This is a genomic window from Aeromicrobium sp. Leaf291 (assembly GCF_001423365.1).
GTDB lineage: Bacteria > Actinomycetota > Actinomycetes > Propionibacteriales > Nocardioidaceae > Aeromicrobium.
Genome location: NZ_LMNM01000001.1, coordinates 151,038 through 174,229, shown reverse-complemented (window position 1 = coordinate 174,229; position 23,192 = coordinate 151,038). Strand labels below are relative to the sequence as shown.

Sequence of the window (23,192 nt, the reverse complement as noted above, 5' to 3'; positions counted from 1 at the left end):
GAATCATTAAGTGAAGCCCGTTCTACAAATAATGATGGAGCAGTGATGTCGGATCCTCTCGCCCCGCAGGGCGCAGCCAGCGACGCGACCGTCCTCTCGACGCTCGCCAACGGTCTCCAGGTGCTCGAGTGCCTGGCCGCCGGACGCACGAGCGTGCGCCACCTCAGCGAGGAGCTCGACCTGCCTCGCCAGACCGTCTACCGCGTCCTGCGGACCCTGGCCGCCCTCGGCTGGGTCGAGCTCGACCGGGGAGACGACACCTACTGCCTGACGTCGAAGGTGTGGTCGATCGCCAGCCGCTCCTTCCGCCTCTCCGACGTCCGCGACACGCTCTCGCCGGTGGTGCAGCGCCTCGCCGAGACCTTCGGCGAGACGGTTCACCTGGCTACGTACGAGCGCGGTGAGGTCACCTACATCGACAAGGCCGAGGGCTGGCACCCGATCCGCAGCTACACCGAGCTCGGCGGCACCGCACCCGCCTACTGCGTCGCGACGGGCAAGATGCTGCTGGCGCTTCAGTCGTCGGCCGAGGTCGACCGTGTCCTGTCGCAGCCGCTCGCGGCCCACACGCCCACCACCGTCACCGACCCCGGCGCACTCCGGTCCGAGCTGGCCACGGCGCTGGAGCAGGGCTACGCGGTGAACCGCGGCGAGTGGCGCGAGGGCGTCGCCGGCATCGCCCTGCCGATCGTCAGCGGTCCCACCGGCGAGCACGTCGCCATCGGCTTCTCCGGCCCCGAGGCCCGCATCCAGGACCGCGCCGACGAGCTGCTCGCCGCGCTGCGCGAGGCCGTCGAGGGCTCCCCCTTCCTCCAGCACTCCAGCGTCCCCACCCGAAAGGAAGTGCGATGACCGTCACGACCCCGTCCCCCCGTACCGGTCTCGAGCCGACCGGGCGCGAGATCGTCATCGACGCCGTGTCCAAGGTCTACGAGGCCACCGGTCGCGGTGATGCCGTCACGGCGCTCACCGCCGTCGACCTGACGCTGCGCCCGGGCGAGTTCTTCTCGCTCGTCGGACCCAGCGGGTGCGGCAAGTCCACGCTGCTCAACATCGTGGCCGGCCTGCTCACGGCGTCCACGGGCCAGGTGCATGTCGGCGACCGGCGCATCTCCGCCCCCGACCGCTCCGTCGGCATCGTGTTCCAGAAGCCCACCCTCCTGCGGTGGCTCACCATCGAGGAGAACGTCTTCCTGCCGTCCAAGCTCGCGGGGGCCGTCGACGCGGCGACCCGGGAGCGCGCGGACCACCTGTTCGAGCTGGCCGGCCTGGCGGACTTCCGGCACCGCTACCCGCAGGAGCTCTCCGGCGGCATGCAGCAGCGCGCGTCGATCGTTCGGGCGCTCGTGGCGGACCCACCCGTGCTGCTCATGGACGAGCCGTTCAGCGCGCTCGACGAGTTCACCCGCGAGGGACTCCAGGACGAGCTCATGCGCCTCTGGACGGACCGCCCGAAGACCGTCGTCTTCATCACCCACAACATCGCCGAGGCGGTGTACCTGTCGGACCGCGTCGGCGTCATGACCAGCCGACCCGGGACCCTGCGCGAGGTCGTCGACGTCAGCCTGCCACGGCCCCGCGTCGCGGACCTGCGCACCGAGAGCCGCTTCTACGACCTCGTCGGACACATCCGTGGCCTCATCGGCCACCAGCACGAAGGAGTCCGCGCATGAGCGTCGGCACCGTCACCGAGCCCACCGCCCCCACTGCGCCCGCGGATCCCCAGGCGGCAGCGCCGAGCGGACCTAGGGAGAAGGAGGGGCCGTCGATCGCGCTGCGGCTCGGGCTCCCGCTCGTCGTCGCCGCGATCCTGCTGTCGGGCTGGTACCTGCTCACCCGCGACGAGCTCGTCTCGCCCCTGTTGCTCCCGGCGCCGGCCGACGTCTGGGCGGCCCTGAACTCGGGAATCGTCGAGGGCCTCTGGTGGGGCGACGTCCGCGTGACGCTCACCGAGATGCTGATCGGCTTCGGAATCGGCGTCGTGAGCGGCCTGCTGCTCGGCGCGTTGTTCGCCTACAGCCAGCTCAGCCGGATCGCGCTGTACCCGTACATCATCGCGCTGCAGTCGTTCCCGAAGATCGCGGTCGCCCCGCTGCTCGTCGTCGCACTGGGCTACGGGATGTCGCCGAAGATCGCGGTCGCCGCGTCGCTCGCGTACTTCCCCGTCATGACCGCGGCCATCGCCGGGTTCACCGAGATCGACAAGGACGAGCACAACTTCATGCGCTCGATCGGCGCGTCGAAGTGGCAGGAGATGCGCTACCTGCGCCTGCCGAATGCGATGTCGTACCTGTTCCCGTCGTTCGACGTCGCGCTCATCGTCGCGCTTCTCGGTGCCGTGGCGGCCGAGCTGGTCGGCTCCAACGCCGGCCTCGGCTACATCCTGGTCGAGCGCCAGGCCTTCGGCGACACCCCGGCGATCTTCGCGGCACTCATCGTGCTGGCCGTGATCGGCGTGGTGCTGCAGGCCCTCGTGGTCCTGCTGCGGAGGGTGCTGCCGCGCAGCATCGTGCCGCGATGAGCGGCACCGACTGGCTGTCGCACGTGCGGGTGCTGGACGCCGGCACGACGCCGGCGGCGCGGTACTGCGGGTGGCTCTTCGTCCAGAACGGCGCCACCGTGGTCGACGCCGGAACGCACGGTCCGCAGGTCCCGCCCGAGGCGGTCGCCTTCCTCGACACCGGCAAGACGTCGTCCCCCGTGGACGGCGCGTACGACGTCGTCCTGATCGACGCCGGCAGTGCCGACGTCGTCGACGTCGCGGCCGGTGCCCTGACCGGACGGGTCGACACCTTCGGGCCCCACGGGCCCCGTGCGCACTGGCGGGCCGACGAGCTCGTGCTGGCTGCGCTCGGTGGCGCGGCGGGCTACACCCGCGGTCGTGACGGTGCGCCGGTGTACGGCTTCGGCCTGCGCTACCAGTACCTGGCGGGCCTCTACCTCTACCTGGGTCTGACCGCGGCGCTCAGCGACCCAGCGACGCCCGCGGGCCGCGAGATCTCCGTGTCCGAGCTCGAGACCGTCGCGAGCCTGCTGCCGTACGCGACCACGCAGTACGCCTACAACGGGTCCGAGTCGATCCTGGAGCAGTCCGGCCCCCGGTTCGTGGTGGGCTGCACCGACGGCTGGCTCGTGGTCTACGCCGGGCTGGCGTGGTCCGCCCTCGTCGGCATGCTCGGTCGCGACGACCTCGCGAACGACGAGCGCTTCGTGGCCCTCGACGTCCGCTTCCGGCACGTGCAGGAGCTGGGTGAGGTGTTCGAGGCCTGGGGCGTCGGGCTCACCGTCGCCGAGGCGCTGGCCGCGGCCACGGCGCACGACGTCGCGGCCACCGCCGTCCGGTCACCTGCGGAGGTGCTCGCCGACGAGGAGCTCGCGGCGCGCGGCACGTGGCACGACGTCGACGGCGGTGGCCTCGCGCCGAGCCTGCCCTACCTGGTGATCAGTGAAGGAGTCCCCGATGTCGCCTGAGTCCGTGCGACGACCGCTCGAGGGCGTGCGGGTCTTCGACCTGACGCACGTCTGGTCCGGGCCGATGGGCACCCGCGTGCTCGCGGCTCTCGGTGCGGAGGTGCTGAAGATCGAGAACCCCGCGCGCCCGGACATCCTGCGCGGCAACGGCGCCGACCTGCGCCTGCGCTACCCCGACGGCGAGTACGGGAGCGACCCGCTCAACCGCAACGCCTGGTTCAACACCCAGAACGTCGGCAAGCGCAGTGTCTCGTTGGACCTCAAGTCCGACGAAGGTCGCGCTGCTGCCCGGGAGCTCGCCGCCGGCTGCGACGTCGTCGTGTCCAACTACCGCGCGGGGGTGCTGTCGCGCATGGGCTTCGGGTACGCCGAGCTGTCGGCCATCAACCCGCAGGTCGTGGTCGTGGAGATGACCGCGTTCCCGTCCACGTCCTCGCAGGCCACGTCGGCGGGCTTCGGCGCCCAGTTCGACGCGGCCAGCGGCAACACCTGGCTCTCGGGCGACGAGCACGGACCGATCCTCACCGGCTTCGCCATCGGCGACCCGGTGGGTGGCCTGTTCGCGGCGAGCGCCGTCGTGACGGGTCTGGCCCGTCGTCGCGCCACCGGACGCGGGTGCCACGTCGAGATCCCGCAGTCGGAGGCGATGATGCCGCTGTTCGGCGAGGCCTTCGTGGCGGAGTCGCGCGGCGTCCCACGCGTCGCCCGTCTCAACGGCGACGTCACGGGAGCCCCGCACGGTCTGTTCGAGACGGCCGACGGCTCCTGGGTGGCCGTCGGCGTCCACGACGACGACCAGTGGTCGGTCCTCGCGCGGCACCTGCGCGACGCGGGCCACGACCTGCCCGACCGGTGGGCCGACGCCGCCGTGCGCCGTGGCGAGGTGGCCGACGTCGACGCCGCCGTGGCCGCCTGGGCGCGGGGTGTCACGGACGCCGACCGAGTCGTCGAGGCGCTGCAGGACGGGGGCGTGCCCGCGGGCGTGTCCGCCGGACCCGCGAGCCTGTCCGGTGACCCCCAGCTCGCCGCCACCGAGTACTTCACCGAGCTGGACCACCCGAGCGCCGGACGTCACCCCTACCCCGGTCTGCCGCTGCGGGTCGACGGACAGCGCACCGTGCCGCACGGTCCGGCCCCGCTGCTCGGGGAGCACACGGGCGAGTACGTGCGCCCCGTCCACACCGTCGCCGAGGAGGCTGCCACCGCATGACCGGACACGTCGAGTACGAGGTGCGCGGCGACATCGCCGTCATCACCCTGCGGAACCCCGACAAGCTCAACGCACTGTCCCCGCGCATGATCGAGGACCTCGAGGCGGCCTGGCGCCGACTCGAGCACGCCGACGAGAAGGCCGCCGTGCTCACCGCCGAGGGGGAGCGCGCGTTCTGCGCGGGCATCGATCTCGGTGACGTCAGCCTCGACATGTGGCGCAGCGTCCCCGGGCTGAGCGTCGACGTGCAGAAGCCGGTCGTCGCCGCCGTCGCCGGGCACTGCATCGGTGCCGGCTGGGTCCTGGTGCAGCACTGCGACCTCGTCGTCGCGACCGAGGGCGCCCGCTTCAGCTACCCCGAGGGCAAGGTCGGTGCCTTCGGCGGGCTCGCGTCGGGCATCGTCACCCGCGTCCCGCACAAGATCGCCGCCGAGTTCCTCATGCTGGGCGACCCGATCGGCGCGTCGCGGGCCTACGACGTGGGCATGATCAACGCCGTCACGCCGGCGGGCGAGCACGTGGCCCACGCCGAGCGGTGGGCCCACCAGCTCGCCGGCGCCGCACCGATGGTCGTGCGCGCGGCGAAGGACCTCATCGACGAGCACGTCGGCCAGGGCCGCGTCGAGCAGCACGTGAGGACCGCCCGGTCGCTGGGCCGCATCGCGTCCAGCGACGACATGCAGGAGGGCATCTCGGCCTTCCGCGAGAAGAGGGACCCCGTCTTCCGGGGTCACTGAGCGAGGACTCATGAGCACTTCCCCCGAACCTGACAGCACCGACTCCGACCGGGACACCAGCGCTCGCCCCCTCCATGGCATGCGGGTGGTGGAGTTCGGCCACGTCGCCGCCGGCCCCTTCGCCGGCATGCTGCTGGCCGACCTGGGTGCCGACGTCGTCAAGGTCGAGCCGCCCAACGGCGACCAGATGCGTGCCTGGCCGCCCATCGGCTCCGACGAGGACGGCGAGCGGTTCAGCTACAACTTCACGTCGCTGAACCGCAACAAGCGCTCCGTCGTGGCCGACCTCAAGGACCCCGACCAGAACGCGATGGTCCGGCGACTCCTGATGTCGGCCGACGCGGTCGTCCAGAACTACCGTCCGGGCGTCCTCGACCGGCTCGGCCTCGGCTACGAGTCGATCAGTGCGGAGCACCGTGGCATCGTCTTCTGCTCGATCTCGGGCTACGGGCTCACCAGCCCCTATCGCGACCGGGGCGCCTACGACGTCGTCATCCAGGGCATGAGCGGACTCATGAGCGTCACGGGGTCCGACGGTGGCCCGCCGGTCAAGGCCGGCGTTCCGGTGGCCGACTTCATCACCGGCCTCTACGCCGCGATGACGGTGAGCGCGCTGCTCGCCGACCCCCTGTCCGGTCGACGTTCGCGGCACGTCGACGTGCCGATGCTCGACTGCCTGCTCGCGACCTCGGCCCTCCAGGTCAGCGAGTTCTGGGGCACCGGGCGCACGCCCGCGGCCCTGGGGAGCGCCCACCCTCGCAACGCGCCGTACCAAGCCTTCCAGGCGCAGGACCGGTACTTCACGCTGGCCGCGGGCAACGACCGGCTGTGGCACGCCGTGTGCGCCGCGATCGAGCGGTCGGACCTGCTGGACGACCCTCGCTTCGTCACGCAGGCCGGCCGCGTGGAGCACCAGCTCGACCTCGCCCATCTGCTGGAGAAGACCTTCGAGACGCGGCCGGCCGACCACTGGGTCCGGGTGCTGAGCGACCACGGCGTGCCGTGCGGGCCCATCAACACGTTCGAGGAGGTGCTGGCCGACCCGCACGTCGTCGAGACGGGCTTGCTGACGACGATCACCGCACCCGTGATCGGCGAGGTCCCCGACCTCGCCTTCCCGGCGCGGATCTCCGGCGACGAGCCGCGCGCCTCCCGCAGGCCGCCCGTGCTGGGCGAGCACACCGAGGAGGTCGTGGCCGAGTGGGTGCGCTGACCGCGACGACCGGGGTGGACCTGGCCGTCACCGACGACGTCGCCACGATCGTGCTGGCGAGGGACGGTCGTGCCAACGCGCTCGACGAGCCGACCGTCGACGCCCTGCTCGATGCGGTCGAGGAAGCCGAGGCCGAGCAGTGCAGGCTGCTCGTCGTCCGGTCGGGCCTCGCGCAGTTCTGCGGCGGGTTCGACCTGGAGTCGGCTTCGGGGGCGTCGTCCGCGGAGCTCGGGTGGAGGTTCCTGCGCATCGGGCTGCTGCTCGAGCGGCTCCAGTCCACCGCCATGCTCACGATCGCGGTGGTCGACGGTCCCGCCGTCGGCGCCGGTGCCGACCTGGCCATGGCGTGCGACGTGCGTCTCGGCACCCCGCGAGCGTCGCTACGGTTCCCCGGCTCGGCCTTCGGCATCGTGCTCGGCACGCGTCGCCTCTCGGCGCTCGTCGGTCCTGCTGCGGCAGTCCGACTTGCATCGACGGGGGACCGTCTCGATGCCGACGAGGCGGTGAGGACCGGTCTGCTCGACCTCGTCGTCGAGGGGGAGGCCGTCGACCGGGAGATCGGTCGCATCGCCCGCTCCGCGACCACCCGCAGGCCCGCCACGCTCGGCGCCCTGAAGGCGTCGGCCTCACAGCAGGACCCGTCCGGCCTGGCCGACCTGGCCCGGTCGCTCGTCACCCAAACGGACCTCGCGAGTGCGGTGGTCCGGTTCGCGCATGGTGCGCGACCCACCAGGAGAGGAACAGCATGAGCACCCACGAGACCCCCGGCCTCACCATGGACACCGCCTTCGACGAGTTCGTCGCTGCCGTCGAGCAGGAGGTGCGCTCGGTCGGCGACGACGAGCAGGCGGTGACCGCCGCGATCGCCGGGCACCTGCAGACATGGCTCGAGCGCGGCGTCGTGATCCCGGAGCCGCTGCGCGCGCCCCACGACGATCACTACGTCATGTACCCGTTGCACGTGGCCGAGGACGGCTCGTTCAGCATCGCCTCGGCGGTCTGGAACGTCGGTCAGGAGACGCCGGTCCACGACCACGGCACGTGGGGCGTGATCGGCATCGTCTCCGGGCTCGAGAAGGAGAAGCGCTTCGTTCCCGACGTGGCCTCCGCCAACGGACTGAGCTTCTTGGGCGAGGACTTCCTGCGCCCCGGTGACGTCGAGGTGTGCTGCACGACCGACCAGGACGTGCACGCGGTCTCCGCCGCGTCCGACGAGCCGTGCGTGGGCATCCACGTCTACGGCGCCGACATCGGCACCCTGCCGCGTCGCGCCTACAGCGAGGACGACGGATCCACGCGGACGTTCGTGTCAGCCTGGGCCGCGCCGACCGTCTGAGGCGCGCGCCCTCGGCCGAAGGGGCCCCACCCTGCCAGGTGGGGCCCCTTCGTCGTGTCCGGCGCGGGTCGGACCAGCACGGAAGAGGCCGGGCCCCCCGTGGTGGGTGCCCGGCCTCGGTCCGTCAGGACGCGCGTGTCACAGGGTGACGAGCGGTCGTCCCAGGATCGCGCCCGTCCGAAGGGCCTCGACCGCGTGCGGCAGGTCCTCGAAGGAGTAGCGGTCGGTGGCCATCCGGTCCAGGTCGATCCGGCCGTCCAGGCTCCACGCGCACAGCTCGTCGAGCTGCTCGTGCGTGCAGCTGCCGCCCAGGGTGCCGACGAGCGACTTCTCCTGGGTGAGGAGCTGGATCGCGTCGATCGGCACGTCGCCCTTCGGCACGCCGACCACGACCACGGTGCCGCCGCGGTGCAGCGAGACCCGTCCGGCGTGCACGGCTGCGATCGACTCGTTGATCGTCGTCGCGCTCCCGACGCAGTCGATGACGGCGTCGAACCCGGGCACCCCCGTGCGGCTCACGACGTCCTCGAGCGCCGTGCTGACGAACGTGCCCGACCGGGCGTCGATCGTGTGCGTCGCGCCGAAGTGCTTCGCGAACGCCAGCTTCTCGTCGGTGATGTCGAGGGCGTACACGACGGAGGCGCCCCGGGCCGCCGCCGCCGCGACGGCGGAGAGGCCGACGCCCCCGAGGCCGATGACGGCGACGGCGTCACCGGCCTGCACGTCGGCGGCGTTCATCACGGCGCCGGCACCCGTGGGGACCGCGCAGCCGATGAAGCTGGCCGCCGGGTCGGTGAGCTCGTCGGACAGCGGCAGCAGGAACTGCTCGTCGAGGACGGCCTGCTCGGCCCACGTGGTCACGTTGCGCCAGGCGGCGACCGTGCCGTCGTCGAGGATCGCCTCGGTGCGGTCGGGCGTGCGTCCCTCGCTCTCGGGACTGGGCAACCAGGTGACCATGACCGCGTCGCCCACGGCTACGCGGGTGACGGCCGAGCCGACCTCCTCGACGACCGCGAGACCCTCGTGGCCGAACAGGAGCGGCTCGGGTCGCGGCTGGCCGAGGTAGTAGATCTGGCTCTGGCACACGCCGGTCGCGGTGATCCGCACGCGGACGGAGTGCGGCTTCGGGTCGGTGAGCGTGACGGTGCCCAGCTCGAGGGGGCCGTCCTGCTCGCGCTGGTAGTACGCGCGTGTGGTGGTGGGCATGTCCTCTCCTCCTCAGACCCCGGGCCAGGGGCTCGGGAGCGGTCCTTGGCCCGTGCGGAGCGTGATGCGCTTGACCTGCGTGCAGGCCTCGATCGCCTCGTTGCCGAAGGCGTTGCTCACGCCGCTGCTCTTGAAGCCACCGAACGGCAGCTGGACGTCCATGACCAGGTACGTGTTGCCGTGCACGACGCCGGCCTCGATCAGCTCGGCCATGCGGTGCAGCCGCGCCGCGTCCGACGTCCAGACGTAGGACGAGAGGCCGAACTCGCTGTCGTTCGCGAGGGCCACGGCCTCCTCCTCGGTCGAGAAGGTCGAGACGCCGAGCACCGGTCCGAAGACCTCCTCGCGGCTCACGTGCATGTCGGGCTGGACGTTGGTGATGATCGTCGGCGCGATGTACAGGCCGCGGTCGTCGGCCAGGTGCACCGGGCGTCCGCCACCGACGGCGACGGTCGCACCCTCGGCCTCGGCCGAGGCGATGAAGTCCATGACCTTGTCGTACTGCCGCTGGCAGACGACCGGACCGACCTGGGTCTCGGGGTCGAGCGGATCGCCGACCTTGACCCGCTGTGCCCGCTCGAGGAGCCGCTCGACGAACTCGTCGGCGATGCTCTCGTGCACCAGCAGGCGACTGTTCGCGGCGCAGATCTGGCCGGCGTTCATCAGGATGCCGATGAGGATGCCGAGGGCCGCGTCGTCGAGGTCGGCGTCGGGGAAGACGACGACCGGGCTCTTGCCGCCCAGCTCGAGCGTGGTGCGCTTGAAGCCCTCGGCGGCGGCGATGTTCACCTTGCGTCCGGTGGTGACCGAGCCCGTGAAGGAGATGCCGTCGACGCCCGGGTGGCCCGACAGCTGCGCACCGACCTCGCCGGCGCCGACCAGCACCTGGTAGAGGTTCTCGGGGAAGCCGGCCTCGCGGGCGAGCTCGGCGTTGCGCAGTGCCGACAGGGGGGAAAACTCCGACGGCTTCACGATGACCGCGTTGCCGCAGCCGAGCGGCGGCAGCGTGCGCGACACCGAGCCGAGCGACGGCGCGTTCCAGGGGATGATGACGCCGAACACGCCGAGCGGCTCGCGGATCGTGTAGGACAGGCGACCCGGCACGTCGGCGAGCTGGTCGCCGAAGAGCTTGTCGGTCTGGCCGGCCCAGTACCGGGCGTAGCGCGCCGCGGTGCGGACCTCGCTGAGGCCGTCACGGATGACCTTGCCCGTGCACCGCGCGTCGAGCGTGGCGAGCTCCTCGGCGTGGGCGTCGAGCAGCTCCGACCAGCGCCAGAGCACGCGGCTGCGGGCGTCCGACGTCATGCTCCACCACTCGCGCTGCGCGGCGCGGGCCCGCTCGACGGCCTCGTCGACCTCGGCGGGGGTGGCCGACGGTAGGGTCGCCACCGTCTCGCCGGTGGTGGGACTGATGACGACGACGTCCGCGGGGGCGGTCGGTGCGTCGAGGGTGGTGGTCATGTCGTGCTCCTGTCGGACGTGGCGGGTGGGGATCAGCTGGCGGTGGCCGCGGCGGCGTCCTGGGCGGTCTTCATGACCTGGAAGCCGTGGGTGACGGCACCTCCGGCGCGCAGGGCCGCGGCGACCATGACGGCCTCGCCCAGCTCCTCGGGGGTGGCGCCCGCGTCGACGGCGGCGCGGGTGTGGGAGTCGATGCAGAAGGGGCACTGGGTGGTGACGGCGACGCCGATGGCGATGAGCTCACGGTACTTCGCAGGGACGGTCCCGTCGCCCTTGAAGACCGCCTCGCCGAGGGCTGCGTAGGCCTTCTGCATGTCGGGCGCTGCGCGTCGCAGGTGGGCGGCGTACTTGCGGTCGGTGGGCTCGTGGAAGCACATCGTGGGGGTCTCCTTCGGGGTGATGCCGGTCACGGCGACCGGATTTCTTAACTAGACCACGAGGTCTAGTTAAAGTCAACGAGTCGCCGTATGCTCGAGGCGTGACCACGCCACGACGCCGACGCCGACCGGGCCTCGAGCGGCTCATGAAGGCCGCCGACGAGCTGCTCTACGCCGAGGGGATCGCCCGCACCGGCGTGCAGCGGATCCTCGAGGAGGCCGATGTCGCGCGTGGCACGCTGTACGGCAACTTCGCGAGCAAGGACGAGCTCGTGGAGGCCTACCTCGCCCAGCGTCACGAGGGCACCCTCGCGGCGATCGTCGAGCAGGTGGGCGACGCCACCGCGCCGCAGGAGGTCTTCGAGGCCTTCCTGGCCGTCGGCGAGCGGCGCTCGAGCGCCGACGGCTTCCGCGGGTGCGCGTTTTCCCTCGCGGTGGCCGAGATCCCCGACGAGGGCGGCGTCGCGCGCCGCTGGGCCGCCACGCACAAGACCACCCTCAAACGGATGCTGGTCGAGTCGCTGGGCGCCCGCGCCGACGCCGACGACGTGGCCGAGGAGCTCATGGTGCTGTACGACGGTGCCTTGCTGTCGGCCGCTCTGCGTCCCGGTGCGGGCTCGTTCGCGGCCGCCCGGCGCGCGGGCCGCTCCGTGCTCGCCGACGGGGGCGTCCGGTGATGCAGGAGGCCTCATCGCACCAGCGCCGCGACGAGGGTGAGGGAGACCCCGGCCGCGACGCACGTCGAGGCCGTCGCGAGGAGCAGGGCTGTCCGGGGCACCTGGCGCAGGTCGCGGGCGCGGATGCCCAGACCGAGGCCGAACATGCCGGCTGCGAGCAGGAGCGTCGCCAGGTCCTGCGACACCTCCACGACCCCCGTCGGCAGCAGTCCGGTGGATCGCACGGCCACCGCCAGGGCGAAGCCGACGACGAACCACGGCACGGCGCGGTGCAGGCCCGGCGTGTCCCCGCCGCGGGAGGCCGCGACGTACACCGGGGCGAGCAGCAGGACCCTGCCGAGCTTGACGGTCATCGCGAGAGCCACGGCGCCGGTGCCGACGAGCGACGCGGCGGCCGCGACCTGCGCGACCTCGTGGATGCTGGCCCCCGCCCACACCGCCGTCTGGCGCTCCGTCAGGCCGAGGGTCCGGCCCAGGACCGGCACCAGGGCGATCATCGCGCTGCCGAAGAGGGTCACGAGGGCGACCGCGACCCCGACGTCGCGCTCCCGTGCGCGCACGGCGTCGTTGACGGCGGCCACCGCCGCCGCGCCGCAGATCGAGAAGCCGGCGGCGATGAGCGTCACGAGGTCGCGGTCGAGCCCGAGCCGACGTCCGAGCCGCTGCGTGGCGACGTAGGTGCAGACCACGGTCGCGACCACGACCACCGCCCCCTCGGGACCGACGGCGACGAGGTCGGCCCCGGCGATGCGCAGGCCGAGCAGCACCACGCCGCACCGGAGCAGCAGCTTCGTCACGCGGGCGTGGTCGGCCACGACGCCTGCCACGGGGGAGTTCGCCACCATCGCGCCGGCCGCGAGCGCCAGCAGCAGCGGGCCCAGCAGCGGCACCACGGCACTCGCCGCGACGGCGATCGCAGCGACCGCGAGCGTCAGGGCGGCCGTGCGGAGCTCCGTGCGAGGTGTGGCGATCGAGGTCATGTCTCCACCGTCGGGCGGGACGCCGATGTCCGGTAGGGAGCAGGATCGACATGGGCTATCGGCGGAGCCGATGACTCCGGACCTCGACCTCGCCACGCTGCGCCTGCTCGTGTCGATCGCGGAGCACGGCAGCCTGAACGCGGCGGCCGCCCACCTCGGCATCGGACAGCCCGCGGCGAGTGCCCGGGTCCGGGCCTTCGAGGCGCGGTGGCGCCTCACCGTGCTCCAGCGTTCGGCGCGCGGCTCGAGCTTCACGCGCGACGGCCAGGCGGTCGTGGCCTGGGCGAGGACGACCCTCCAGTCCGTCGACACGATGCGGGCCGCGGTGGCGTCCCTGAGCGAGGACCGGCGTGCGGGCATCTCCATCGCGGCCAGCCTCACGAACGCCGAGCACGTGCTCCCCGTCTGGTTGGGCGAGCTGCACCGGCGTCGGCCGGGGCTCCACCCCACGTTGACGGTCGTCAACAGCGCGACGGTGGTCGAGCTCGTGCGCCAGCAGGGTGTCGACGTCGGCTTCGTCGAGGTCGACGGGTGCCCGGACGACCTCGGGTCCACGGTGATCGGCACGGACGAGGTCGCGGTCGTGGTGTCGCCGACGCATCCATGGGCGCGACGGACCGCGCCGCTCGAGGCTGACGAGGCCCGCGCAGCAGCGTGGGTGCTGCGTGAGAAGGGCAGCGGGACGCGGGAGACGATCGAGCGCGCGGTGGGGGCGACTCTGGAGGCGGCACTCGAGGCGAGCTCGACGGCGGCACTGATCGGCGCGGCCCTCGCCGGTGTCGGACCGGCGGCGGTGTCCGAGCGGGCCGTGCGAGCCGACGTCGCCGAGGGTCGTCTGGTGGTCGTGCCGACGGTGCTCCGACTCGAGCGTCCGCTCACCGCCCTCTGGCACCCGGAGCGTCGACGGTCGGAGGTCGTGGACGCGCTGATCGCGCTCGCGGAGCGCGACCGGGCCACGCCGCGTGGCACGATCGGGCCGTGAGCACGCCTGGGACGTCGTGGGACGACGAGACCGCGATGCGTCGCGCGCTCGAGCTCGCGCGGGAGGCGCTCACGTCGGGTGACGTCCCGGTCGGGGCCGTGGTGCTCGACCCGGACGGGCGTGTGGTGGGTGAGGGCCTCAACACGCGCGAGCGCGACGAGGACCCGCTCGGCCACGCGGAGCTCGTGGCCCTGCGCTCGGCCGCAGCGACGCTGGGCACCTGGCGCCTCGACGGCTGCACGCTCGTCGTCACGCTCGAGCCGTGCGCCATGTGCGCGGGTGCGGTCGTCTCCTCCCGTGTCGCCCGGCTCGTCCTCGGCGCGTGGGACGACAAGGCGGGAGCCGTCGGCTCCTTGTGGGACGTCGTGCGCGACCGTCGGCTCAACCATCGCCCCGAGGTCGCGTCGGGGCTGCTGGCCGACGAGTCCTCCGCCCTCCTGCGCGACTTCTTCGCCGCCCGCCGCTGACGGATCCTCCGGTCGACCGGGGCATCTGCGCGCCCGGCCGCGCCCCACCCGTCCCTCGATTCCCATCAGGTGATGGGAACCTCCCAATCCCCATGGAGGGCCCTCCATGGGGATTGGGGAAGAACCCGGGTGAGTTCGCGATTCCCATCAGGTGATGGGAATCGCGAAGCCGGGAGGAGCGGCGGGACGGCCGATGCAAGGACGTCCGACCAATGTCGAGGAAGGTCTTGACATGAGCCAGGTCACATCCATAACGTCATCCGGATAGCGGTACGCGTTCCGCAATACGGAACCTACAGAAGGATGGCCATGACGATCACCCCCCTCGCTCGCCGACTGGCGGCACTGTCCCTGACGCTGGTCACAGCGACAGCCCTCACCGCCTGCGGCTCCTCCGACGGCGCCGGCTCCGACTCCGACGTGAAGATCGGGCTCATCGCCGCCGAGCAGGGCCCGTTCGCCTTCGCCGGCTCGTCCTACCTCAAGGGTGCCGAGCTCGCCGCCGAGCTGGAGGGGGTCGAGCTCGTCGTCGAGGAGGGCTCGGAGGACCCGGCCAAGAGCATCACCGCGTTCAACAAGCTCACCGGCCAGGAGGGTGTCAGCGAGGTCGTCTGCTGCATCTCCAGCGCCGTGGCCGGCGCGATGAAGCCGCTCGCCACGCAGAAGAAGGTGCCGCTGGTCGTCTACGGCGCCACCACCCCAGACCTGGAGGACCCGCCCTACGTTCTCCGTCCCGCGCTGCTGCCGCAGCAGGGCATCGCGCCGGTCGCGGCCCGGCTCGTCGAGGAGCTCGGCATCGAGAGCGCCGTGCACGTGACCGCCAGCGACAACGACGGCCTGGTCGCGCAGAGCGAGGCCGCCCGCAGCTCGACGGAGGAGGCCGGCGCCGAGGACCTCGGCACGGTCAAGACGCTCGTCGCCGACACCGACTTCAGCGGTGCCGTGACCGAGATCCTGTCCAAGGACGCCGACATGGTGACCGTGTACACGCTCGGCGAGGCCGCGGCCACGATCACCAAGGCCCTGCGCGAGAAGGGCTACGAGGGCGTCATCCTCGCCAACAACGCCGTCGCGACGGGCCCGCTGCTCAAGTCCTTCGGCGAGACCCTGGCCGACACCTACTACTCCGTGGAGTACACGCCGGCGAGCGAGAACGCTTCTGCGCAGGAGTTCACGAAGGCCTACGAGGAGAAGTACGACGAGACGCCGGACCTGTTCGCCTCGCAGGGCTACGTCGCGGTCAAGTACGCCGCCAAGGGCGCGGCCGACGCCGGTGACGGCGCCGACGCCGCTGCCGTCGCGAAGTCGCTGGCCGCCATCTCCGAGCTGGAGTCCCCGTGGGGCCCGCTGACCTTCGAGAACGGGCAGGGCACGAGCGAGGACTTCCAGATCGTGCAGATCGACGACGCCGGCGTCCCGCAGCTCTGGAAGGGCGCGGGCGCGTGATCCACGACCACCACGACCAGGAGAGGAGGCGATGACATGGACGTCCTGGCACAGCAGATCCTGAACGGGCTGGCGCTCGGCTCCGTGTACGCCGTCTTCGGCGTCGGCTTCGGCCTCATGCTCGCCACCCTCGGCGTGCTCAACGCCGCCCACGGGACCTTCGCGACCTGGGGAGCCCTCACGGTGCTCTTCCTCGTCAACGACGCGGGCATCGGCTTCTGGCCGGCGCTCATCGCCGGGGTGCTCGTCTCGGGCCTCCTGGCCGTGGTGGTCGACTTCGTCGCCTTCCAACCCATCCGACGGCGAGGAGGGGACCTGCTGCCGGCGCTCATCACGAGCATCGGCGTGTGGATCTTCCTCCTCGCGCTCGCCCGGATGGTCACGGGCGCCACGACGTCGCGCTTCTCGCCCGACGCGGCGCCGAGCGGCTCGATCAGCTTCCTCGGCCTCACCCTGGGGCGCACCCAGCTGGTGAGCCTGGTGGCCGTCGCGGTCGTCGGCATCGGCCTCTACGCCCTGCTGCACCGCACGAAGGTCGGCGCTGCGATGCGGGCCGTGGGCCACTCGCCCATGGCGGCCTCGCTGGGTGGGGTCAACCCCGTGCTCATCGTGGCCACGACCGCCTTCCTCTCCGGAGCGGTCGCCGGCCTGGCCGGCATCACGATGGGTCTCAACACGAGCACCGTGAACTTCATGCTGGGCGAGGCGCTGCTCCTCAAGGGCTTCGCGGCGGTCATCATCGGTGGCTTCGGCGACGTGCGCGGCACGGTGCTCGGCGGGCTGCTGATCGGCGTCGCCGAGGTGCTGACCGCGCAGTACGTGTCGGGCAGCCTGCGCGACGCGGTGACCTTCGGGCTGCTGCTCGCCTTCCTGGTGTTCCGGCCGCGGGGCCTGTTCGGCTCCGCCACCGCGATGCAGACCGTGAGGGCATGATGGGCGGCCTCTGGGACCAGTACCGGACCGTCGTCGAGTTCGCGATGGCCAACGCGCTGTTCGCGCTCGGCAGCTGGATCGCGATGTGGGCGGGCGTGTTCAGCCTCGCCGGCGCCTCGTTCGGCGCGGTCGGCGGCTTCAGCGCCGCGTACCTCGACCTGCACATGGGCGCGGGCATCGTCGTCCAGCTCCTCGTCGGCGCCGGCCTCGGCCTCGCCGTCGCCGCGATCCTGTCGGTGCTCCTGCTCAAGCTGGAGAGCCACTGGATGGCGATGGCCACGGTGGCGCTGGTGCTCATCACCCGCGTCGTGGTGCTCTCGGCCGAGGAGTACACCGGCGGCAGCGTCGGCACGGGCGTGACCCGCAAGATCGACCTGATCACGGTCGTCGTCCTGGTCGCGATCGTCTGCTACGCCCTCGCCCGCCTGCGCCGCTCGCGGTACGGCATGGCCGCCCACGCGGTCCGCGAGGACGCAGCGGTCGCCGCGGCCCTCGGCGTCAACCCGTTCACCGTCCGCGCGGTCGCGTTCGCGGCGAGCGGACTCGTGGCGGGCATGGCCGGGGTGGTGCTGGCCAACCTGCTCCAGTACATCGGCCCGGACACCTTCTTCATCACGCTCGCCTTCACCATGGTCGCGGCGATGGTCCTCGGCGGCACCTACCACTGGGCCGGACCCATCGTGGGCGCGATCGTCTTCGTCGGCCTGCCCGAGGTGGTGCGCTCCTACGTCGACGGGGTCGACGAGCTCATGACCGGTGCCCTGCTGGTGCTGATCATGGTGTTCATGCCGCGCGGTCTCATCGACCCGCGACGCCAGTGGGTCCGGCGGCTGCGTCGGACCGACGACACGCCCGTGGCCGAGCCCGAGCCGGAGGTGGCCCGATGAGCGACGCACTGCTGACCATCGAGGGACTGACCAAGCGGTTCGGCGGCGTGACCGCCGTCAACGGTGTCGACATGGTCGTGCCGCAGGGCACCGTCATGGGGCTCATGGGTCCCAACGGCGCCGGCAAGACCAGCCTCGTGAACCTGGTGACCGGCTTCTACACGCCGGACGAGGGTTCGGTCCTCTTCGAGGGCGACGAGATGGCGGGCCTGGCGCCGCACCAGATCAGCCGACGCGGCATCACCCGCACCTACCAGAACGTGCGGCTGCTCAGCGGCTTCAGCGTCCTGGAGCAGGTGGTGGCGGGCATGTACGCGTCGCGGAAGGCGTCGTCGCTGTCCAGCCTCGTGATGTGGCCGGGCGAGCGGCGGGAGCGGCGCGAGTGCCTCGAGCGCGCCGACGCACTCCTCACCCGGGTGGGCGTGACGGAACGGCGTGAGCTGGCCGAGACGCTGCCCTACGGCACGCAGCGACGGGTGGAGATCGCTCGTGCTCTCGCCACCGACCCGCGTCTGGTGCTCCTCGACGAGCCGACGGCGGGCATGAACCGCGAGGAGTCCGTGGCGGTCGGTGAGCTCATCCGCTCGGTCCGCGACCAGGGCCTCACGGTGCTCGTCGTCGAGCACAACATGCGGTTGATCCTCGACTACTGCGACGCCGCCTACGTCATGAGCTTCGGCGAGGTGCTGTCGCACGGCACCCCGCAGGAGTGCGTCGACGACCCCGCCGTCCAGAAGGCCTACTTCGGAAAGGAGAACGATGCTTCAGGTATCCCGGCTCTGCGCGAGCTACGGAGCGATCCGCGCCGTCCGTGACGTCAGCCTGGAGGTCCCCGAGGGGAACCTCGTGGCCGTCCTCGGCGCCAACGGCGCCGGCAAGTCGACGTTGGTCCGGTCCATCGCGGGTGTGCACCGCGAGAAGACCGGCGACATCGTCCTCGACGGCAAGCCCGTCCAGAAGCTGCCGCTGCACCGCATCACGCGGCTGGGCCTGGCGCTCGTCCCCGAGGGTCGGCACGTCGTCTCGCCGCTCACCGTGGCCGAGAACCTCGCGCTCAGCACCTTCTCCGGACGGTCCCGGCCCGAGCTGCTCGACCGCGTCTACGAGCTCTTCCCGCGGCTGGCCGAGCGCCGGACGCAGCAGGCCGGCTCCATGAGCGGCGGCGAGCAGCAGATGCTCGCCATGGGCCGTGCGCTCATGACCGACCCGCAGGTGCTCCTGCTCGACGAGCCGTCCATGGGTCTGGCCCCGTCGGTCATCGACGTCATCTACGGCGCCATCGCGGCCCTGCACGCCGAGGGCCAGAGCATCCTGCTCATCGAGCAGGACGCCACGCGGGCGCTCGAGGTGGCCGACCACGCGTACCTGCTGCAGCGCGGCGAGGTGCACATGTCCGGCACGCCGGAGAAGCTGGCGCACAGCGAGGACATCCAGAAGGCGTACCTCGGATGAAGGACGTCACGGGACCGGCGGGCAGCGCCGACGAGGTGGACCCTCGCAACTACGTCGCGTCGGTCATCAAGTCGTGCAACGTCGTCGAGGTGCTCGGCGGCGGCGACAGCGAGTACAGCCTCGGGGAGATCGCCGCGGCGACCGGCATCGGCAAGACGACCGTGCACCGGCTCCTGTCGTCGCTGCAGATGGCCGGCTGGGTCGAGCGCGGTCCTCGCGACGGCTACCGGCTCAGCATCCGCATGCTCAAGCTCGCGCACGCGTCGCAGCGCCAGTTCAGCATCCGCAACGAGGCGCTGCCCCACCTGCGGTCGCTCGCGGGCCACTTCGGCGACACCGCGTTCCTGCTGGTGCCCTCGGACGAGGGGGCCGTGGTCGTCGAGATGGTTGAGGGCGAGAGTCCCCTGAAGGTCAACACGGTCACCCTCGGCACCGTGCTGCCGTACCACGTGGCCGGCGGGCCGACCGTCATGGCGGCCTGGGACGACACCATCCGCGAGCGGGTGCTCTCCGCACCACGCAAGCGCTACACCGACAAGACCGACGTCACGCGCGACGCCCTGGAGACGAAGTTCGCCCGCATCCGCGAGCAGGGCTACGTCTTCGCCGACGAGGACCTCAACAACGGCGTCGCCGTCGTGAGCGCGCCCGTGTTCGGTCCCACCGGTGCCCTCAGCTGCACCCTCAGCCTCGGAGGCGCCGCCCAGGGCTTCGGCCCGGACCGCCTCGACCACATCGTCACCGCCGTGCGCGAAGCCTGCGCGGCGCTCTCCGAGCGCCTCGGGGCGCCCGCGCCTCGGTGACACGAAGGAAGGAAGCACGATGACGAACCACTTCAGGAGCCAGCTCGCCGACGGGCTGGTCTACGCCCCCGGTGTCTGGGACGGCCTGACCGCCCGGATCGCCGAGCAGAGCGGCTTCACGGCGCTCTGCGCGTCGGGGTTCGCCATCTCGGCGTCCCTCGGTCTGCCCGACGCCGAGATGTACTCGATGTCGGAGAACCTCGACGCCGTCCGCCGCATCCGGGGGGCCTCGCGCCTCCCGGTCGTCGCCGACATCGACACCGGCTACGGCAACGCCGTCAACGCCGCCCGCACCGCACGCATGTTCGCGGACGCGGGCGTGTCCGCGGTCTTCATGGAGGACCAGCTGGCGCCCAAGCGCTGCCCCGCGGCCACGAGCGGCGCACCGACGCTGCTCCCCGCCAAGGAGGCGGCGGGCAAGGTCCGCGCCGTGCGCGACGAGGTGGGCGACGAGCTCGTCCTCATCGGGCGCACCGACGGCATCGGTGACGACGCCATCCGTCGCGCCGTCGCCTACGTGGAGGCCGGCGCCGAGATGATCATGCCCATCTCCAAGGGCTTCCCCGACGCCGAGTCGTGGGCCCGTCTGCACGCCGAGGTGGGTGTGCCGCTCATGTGCTCGCTCACCGCGTGGACGTGGACGGCCGAGCAGTTCACGAGCGAGGTACTGCGCGAGATCGGCGTCGGCCTCGCGCTGCTCCCGACGCAGATCCTGCTCGCGGCCACGACCGCCACCCGCGCGTCGCTCGAGCGCCTGTCGGCGGGCGAGCCGCCGGCCGACGTCAGCCGCGACTACATGGAGCACGCCGACTTCCTGAAGCTCATCGGCTTCAACGAGGTCCTGCACAAGCAGTCCCTGTACATGCCCGAGACCCTCGAGGAGGCGTGACCATGGGACAGACCATCACGCAGAAGATCCTGGCCCGCGTCGGCGACCGCGACGCGGTGACCCCCGGCGAGAACTACCCCGTCCGCCCCGACTACATGATCGCGTACGACTTCCCGGGGTACACCGACCGCTTCTTCAAGCAGATGCGCGAGGACTTCGGGGTCACGAAGGTCGCCGAGCCCGACCGGTACGTCCTGTTCATCGACCACATGCTCACCAACAAGAACGAGCGCGAGGCCGAGGTCCACCAGGTCACCCGCGACTGGGCGCACGAGAACGGCGTGCACTTCCACGAGGGCGAGGGCATCGGCCACCAGGTCGCCGCCGAGCTGGGCTACGCGATGCCCGGGTCGTTCCTCATCCACTTCGACGGCCACATCTCCAGCCTCGGCGCGTTCGGCGCGCTCGGCATGGGGGTGCGCCGCGACCTGCTCGAGGGCTGGGTCACCGGCGGCATCCACCTGGACGTCCCGGCCAGCACGCGCTTCCACCTGACCGGGTCCTTCGCGCCCGGCGTGGAGAGCCGCGACCTGATCCACCGGATCATCTCCGACATCGGCGCGGACGGCGTGGCCTTCCAGGTCATGGAGTACACCGGCCCGGGTGCGGAGTCGATGGCCCTCGGCCAGCGCCAGGCCCTGTGCGGCATGGCGATGTTCGCCGGCGGGGTGTCGGCGATCTTCAACCCCGACGAGATGAGCCTCGAGTACAGCCGCAAGGTCGCCCAGCGCGACTTCGAGCCGCTCTACAGCGACCCCGACGCCGAGTACACCGCCCGCTACGACATCGACCTCGACGCCCTGAGCCCGCAGATCGTCATGCCGGGGTCGGCGCGTGCGTCGAACACCCGCGACGTGGCGGAGGTGCACGGGCAGAAGATCCAGCGCGCCTTCATCGGCTCCTGCGCGAGCGGCCGCATCGAGGACATCCGGGCCGCGGCCGGGATCCTCAAGGGCGAGAAGGTGGCGCACGGTGTGGAGCTCAACGTCGTGCCGACGTCGCGTCGCATCTACGAGCAGGCCGAGTCCGAGGGTCTGCTGGACACGCTGCGCTCCGCCGGCGCCCACGTCGTGGAGTCCACCTGCGACTTCTGCTTCGGCTACGCGAAGCCGCTCGAGGCCGGCGAGGCCTGCGTGTCGACCGGGGTGCTGAACATCTCCGGTCGCATGGGCAGCCCCGACGCCGACATCTACATGGGCTCGGCGACGACCGTCGCGGCGAGCGCCTTGACCGGTCGGCTGACCGACCCGCGCGAGGTGGTGAACCCGTGACCGCGACGACGGCCGCGCCGCAGGTGCTGCCCGACGTGCTGACCGGTCGCGTGGCCTGGATCTTCGGCGACGACCACGACATCGACCTGATGATCGGCGTGCAGAACATCAAGTACACCGACCCGGAGCACCTGCACAGCGTCTGCATGAAGGCGTACGAGGAGGACTTCACCGACAAGGTGCGCGAGGGCGACTGGCTCGTGGGAGGACGGAACTTCGGCTACGGGCACCCGCACTACGTGGCGATGACGGCGATGCGCAACGAGGGCATCGTCGGCGTGGTCGCGGAGTCCTTCTCGCCGGGCTTCTGGCGCGGCGAGGTCAGCAACGGAATGCCGCTGCTGACCGTGCCGGGCATCTCGACGTCGGTCGAGCGCTGGGACGAGATGGAGGTCGACTGGCGGGCGGCCACGGTCACCGTCCGGGCGAAGGACCTCGTGCTGCAGGGAGAGGTCCTCAACGACCGGACGCAGGACATGATCGCCGCCGGCGGTCGGTACCAGCTGCTCCTCGCCGAGCACGGCCGCGCGTAGCGGTGCGCCTCCGCCCCACCCGTCCCTCGATTCCCATCACCTGATGGGAATCCCCCACTCACCATGGAGGACCCTCCATGGTGAGTGGGGGAGGACCAGGGTGAGCTCGCGATTCCCATCAGGTGATGGGAATGGGCGGGTCGGACGGACCTCGCCGAGGCGCCGTCCTCGGAGGTGATTCCTACTTCCGTCGTTCCCGGTCCGAAGGGGTGCGACCGGTGTCACAGTGACGTGGTCATGTCCACCACGGGAGGGAGAACCGTGAACACCACCATCATCGGCCGCACGTGTGCGGCGGCCGTCATCACGCTCATCGGCGTGGCCGGCGCGACGGCGCCGGCCAGTGCCGACGACGCAGCTCCGAGCTGCGACCCGGCCGTCGTCCAGGCCGCGCTCACGAAGGCCGAGGCCGACGCGCGCGCAGCGCAGAAGGCGTACGTCACCCACACGCGGACCGCCATGACGGCGCTCGTCAAGAAGGTCAAGGTCGACGAGACCGCCGAGGCGCGTGCGGCGGCCAGGAAGGCCGGCCGTCTGACGGCGGCCGCCGCGAAGGACCCCGCGCTGCGTGATGCAGCGAAGGCGGCGCGGGCGACGGCGCGGGTGGAGGCCAAGGAGGCCGCACGCGCGCACCGGGCGTCCTTCGCGACGCTCCAGCGCCAGGTCAAGGCCGACCGCGCGACGCTCAAGGCGGCCTGGAACACCGCGAAGGCCGACCTCGCGACGCAGAAGCAGATCGCCGAGGACTGCGCCGAGGTGCCCGAGCCGCCCGTGGTCGAGGCCCCCGCGCCCGCCTGACCCGCGCTGGGTGACGCCACCGCCGCCGCCGCGTGCCTGAGATTCCCAGGTCGACTTGGGGAT

The 23,192-nt window shown here is 71.7% G+C and carries 26 protein-coding genes; 22 read left to right on the top strand and 4 right to left on the bottom strand.

The window, feature by feature from the left end:
• Positions 1–45 precede the first annotated feature (45 nt).
• Genes ASF35_RS00870 through ASF35_RS00830 form a run of 9 tightly spaced genes read left to right on the top strand, consistent with a single transcriptional unit; the run spans position 46 to position 7,967 of the window.
• A complete protein-coding gene (locus ASF35_RS00870) occupies positions 46–852 on the top strand; it encodes an IclR family transcriptional regulator (protein WP_055961434.1) in 807 nt (268 codons plus the stop codon).
• A complete protein-coding gene (locus ASF35_RS00865) occupies positions 849–1,673 on the top strand; it encodes an ABC transporter ATP-binding protein (protein ID WP_082495283.1) in 825 nt (274 codons plus the stop codon). Before ASF35_RS00870 ends, ASF35_RS00865 begins: the two co-directional genes overlap by 4 nt.
• Positions 1,670–2,521, top strand: coding sequence for an ABC transporter permease (locus ASF35_RS00860; protein WP_055961431.1), 852 nt, complete (start codon positions 1,670–1,672; stop codon positions 2,519–2,521). Before ASF35_RS00865 ends, ASF35_RS00860 begins: the two co-directional genes overlap by 4 nt.
• Positions 2,518–3,471, top strand: coding sequence for a CoA transferase (locus ASF35_RS00855; RefSeq protein WP_055961428.1), 954 nt, complete (start codon positions 2,518–2,520; stop codon positions 3,469–3,471). The genes ASF35_RS00860 and ASF35_RS00855 overlap by 4 nt, the downstream gene beginning before the upstream one ends.
• The gene (locus tag ASF35_RS00850; protein ID WP_055961425.1) at positions 3,461–4,681 is read left to right on the top strand and encodes a CaiB/BaiF CoA-transferase family protein; all 1,221 of its coding nucleotides are present in this window, start codon (positions 3,461–3,463) and stop codon (positions 4,679–4,681) included. The genes ASF35_RS00855 and ASF35_RS00850 overlap by 11 nt, the downstream gene beginning before the upstream one ends.
• Positions 4,678–5,418, top strand: coding sequence for an enoyl-CoA hydratase/isomerase family protein (locus ASF35_RS00845; protein ID WP_055961423.1), 741 nt, complete (start codon positions 4,678–4,680; stop codon positions 5,416–5,418). The genes ASF35_RS00850 and ASF35_RS00845 overlap by 4 nt, the downstream gene beginning before the upstream one ends.
• Positions 5,419–5,428: 10 nt before the next feature.
• Entirely contained in the window at positions 5,429–6,631 is a 1,203-nt protein-coding gene (locus ASF35_RS00840; protein WP_055961420.1) for a CaiB/BaiF CoA-transferase family protein, read from the top strand.
• Positions 6,619–7,380 carry an enoyl-CoA hydratase/isomerase family protein gene (locus ASF35_RS00835; RefSeq protein WP_055961417.1) on the top strand — a complete coding sequence of 254 codons (762 nt, stop codon included), beginning with the start codon at positions 6,619–6,621 and terminating at the stop codon, positions 7,378–7,380. The genes ASF35_RS00840 and ASF35_RS00835 overlap by 13 nt, the downstream gene beginning before the upstream one ends.
• The gene (locus ASF35_RS00830; RefSeq protein WP_082495281.1) at positions 7,377–7,967 is read left to right on the top strand and encodes a cysteine dioxygenase family protein; all 591 of its coding nucleotides are present in this window, start codon (positions 7,377–7,379) and stop codon (positions 7,965–7,967) included. Before ASF35_RS00835 ends, ASF35_RS00830 begins: the two co-directional genes overlap by 4 nt.
• A gap of 138 nt (positions 7,968–8,105) precedes the next feature.
• On the opposite strand, the gene ASF35_RS00825 is transcribed toward ASF35_RS00830, so the two are convergent.
• Genes ASF35_RS00825 through ASF35_RS00815 form a run of 3 tightly spaced genes read right to left on the bottom strand, consistent with a single transcriptional unit; the run spans position 8,106 to position 11,044 of the window.
• Complete coding sequence (locus ASF35_RS00825) at positions 8,106–9,173, bottom strand: zinc-binding dehydrogenase (protein WP_055961413.1); 1,068 nt, start codon at positions 9,171–9,173, stop codon at positions 8,106–8,108.
• Positions 9,174–9,185: 12 nt separating this feature from the next.
• Entirely contained in the window at positions 9,186–10,634 is a 1,449-nt protein-coding gene (locus tag ASF35_RS00820) for an aldehyde dehydrogenase (RefSeq protein WP_055961409.1), read from the bottom strand.
• Between the two features lie 32 nt (positions 10,635–10,666).
• Positions 10,667–11,044, bottom strand: coding sequence for a carboxymuconolactone decarboxylase family protein (locus ASF35_RS00815; protein WP_235499086.1), 378 nt, complete (start codon positions 11,042–11,044; stop codon positions 10,667–10,669).
• A 68-nt stretch (positions 11,045–11,112) separates the two neighbouring features.
• On the opposite strand from ASF35_RS00815, the gene ASF35_RS00810 reads away from it, so the two are divergent.
• On the top strand, positions 11,113–11,688 hold the full coding sequence (locus ASF35_RS00810; RefSeq protein WP_156367908.1) for a TetR/AcrR family transcriptional regulator: 576 nt from the start codon (positions 11,113–11,115) through the stop codon (positions 11,686–11,688).
• Between the two features lie 11 nt (positions 11,689–11,699).
• Here the strand turns inward: ASF35_RS00810 and ASF35_RS17860 are convergent, their stop codons facing one another.
• The gene (locus ASF35_RS17860; RefSeq protein ID WP_055961403.1) at positions 11,700–12,668 is read right to left on the bottom strand and encodes a YeiH family protein; all 969 of its coding nucleotides are present in this window, start codon (positions 12,666–12,668) and stop codon (positions 11,700–11,702) included.
• Positions 12,669–12,738: 70 nt separating this feature from the next.
• Here ASF35_RS17860 and ASF35_RS17855 point away from each other — a divergent pair, with 70 nt between their 5' ends.
• The 12 genes from ASF35_RS17855 (at position 12,739) to ASF35_RS00745 (ending at position 23,129) form a co-directional block, all read left to right on the top strand.
• Positions 12,739–13,650: a LysR family transcriptional regulator gene (locus tag ASF35_RS17855; RefSeq protein WP_055961400.1), complete on the top strand. Its 912-nt coding sequence runs from the start codon at positions 12,739–12,741 to the stop codon at positions 13,648–13,650.
• Entirely contained in the window at positions 13,647–14,117 is a 471-nt protein-coding gene (gene tadA, locus ASF35_RS00795; RefSeq protein ID WP_255354040.1) for a tRNA adenosine(34) deaminase TadA, read from the top strand. The genes ASF35_RS17855 and tadA overlap by 4 nt, the downstream gene beginning before the upstream one ends.
• A gap of 309 nt (positions 14,118–14,426) precedes the next feature.
• Entirely contained in the window at positions 14,427–15,563 is a 1,137-nt protein-coding gene (locus ASF35_RS00790; RefSeq protein ID WP_055961395.1) for an ABC transporter substrate-binding protein, read from the top strand.
• A gap of 36 nt (positions 15,564–15,599) precedes the next feature.
• Positions 15,600–16,496, top strand: coding sequence for a branched-chain amino acid ABC transporter permease (locus ASF35_RS00785; RefSeq protein ID WP_055961390.1), 897 nt, complete (start codon positions 15,600–15,602; stop codon positions 16,494–16,496).
• Entirely contained in the window at positions 16,493–17,383 is an 891-nt protein-coding gene (locus ASF35_RS00780) for a branched-chain amino acid ABC transporter permease (protein WP_082481031.1), read from the top strand. The genes ASF35_RS00785 and ASF35_RS00780 overlap by 4 nt, the downstream gene beginning before the upstream one ends.
• The gene (locus ASF35_RS00775) at positions 17,380–18,198 is read left to right on the top strand and encodes an ABC transporter ATP-binding protein (RefSeq protein ID WP_055961384.1); all 819 of its coding nucleotides are present in this window, start codon (positions 17,380–17,382) and stop codon (positions 18,196–18,198) included. Before ASF35_RS00780 ends, ASF35_RS00775 begins: the two co-directional genes overlap by 4 nt.
• The gene (locus ASF35_RS00770; protein ID WP_055961381.1) at positions 18,143–18,835 is read left to right on the top strand and encodes an ABC transporter ATP-binding protein; all 693 of its coding nucleotides are present in this window, start codon (positions 18,143–18,145) and stop codon (positions 18,833–18,835) included. The genes ASF35_RS00775 and ASF35_RS00770 overlap by 56 nt, the downstream gene beginning before the upstream one ends.
• The gene (locus ASF35_RS00765) at positions 18,832–19,638 is read left to right on the top strand and encodes an IclR family transcriptional regulator (protein WP_055961378.1); all 807 of its coding nucleotides are present in this window, start codon (positions 18,832–18,834) and stop codon (positions 19,636–19,638) included. The genes ASF35_RS00770 and ASF35_RS00765 overlap by 4 nt, the downstream gene beginning before the upstream one ends.
• Before the next feature lie 19 nt (positions 19,639–19,657).
• Positions 19,658–20,527, top strand: a complete 870-nt coding sequence (locus ASF35_RS00760) for an oxaloacetate decarboxylase (protein ID WP_055961374.1) — start codon at positions 19,658–19,660, stop codon at positions 20,525–20,527.
• A 2-nt stretch (positions 20,528–20,529) separates the two neighbouring features.
• On the top strand, positions 20,530–21,798 hold the full coding sequence (locus ASF35_RS00755) for an aconitase family protein (protein WP_200931180.1): 1,269 nt from the start codon (positions 20,530–20,532) through the stop codon (positions 21,796–21,798).
• Positions 21,795–22,331, top strand: coding sequence for a hypothetical protein (locus tag ASF35_RS00750; protein WP_200931707.1), 537 nt, complete (start codon positions 21,795–21,797; stop codon positions 22,329–22,331). Before ASF35_RS00755 ends, ASF35_RS00750 begins: the two co-directional genes overlap by 4 nt.
• 261 nt (positions 22,332–22,592) lie before the next feature.
• Positions 22,593–23,129 (top strand): hypothetical protein, encoded by a 537-nt coding sequence (locus ASF35_RS00745; protein ID WP_055961371.1) that lies wholly within the window; start codon positions 22,593–22,595, stop codon positions 23,127–23,129.
• The last annotated feature ends 63 nt before the right edge of the window (positions 23,130–23,192 follow it).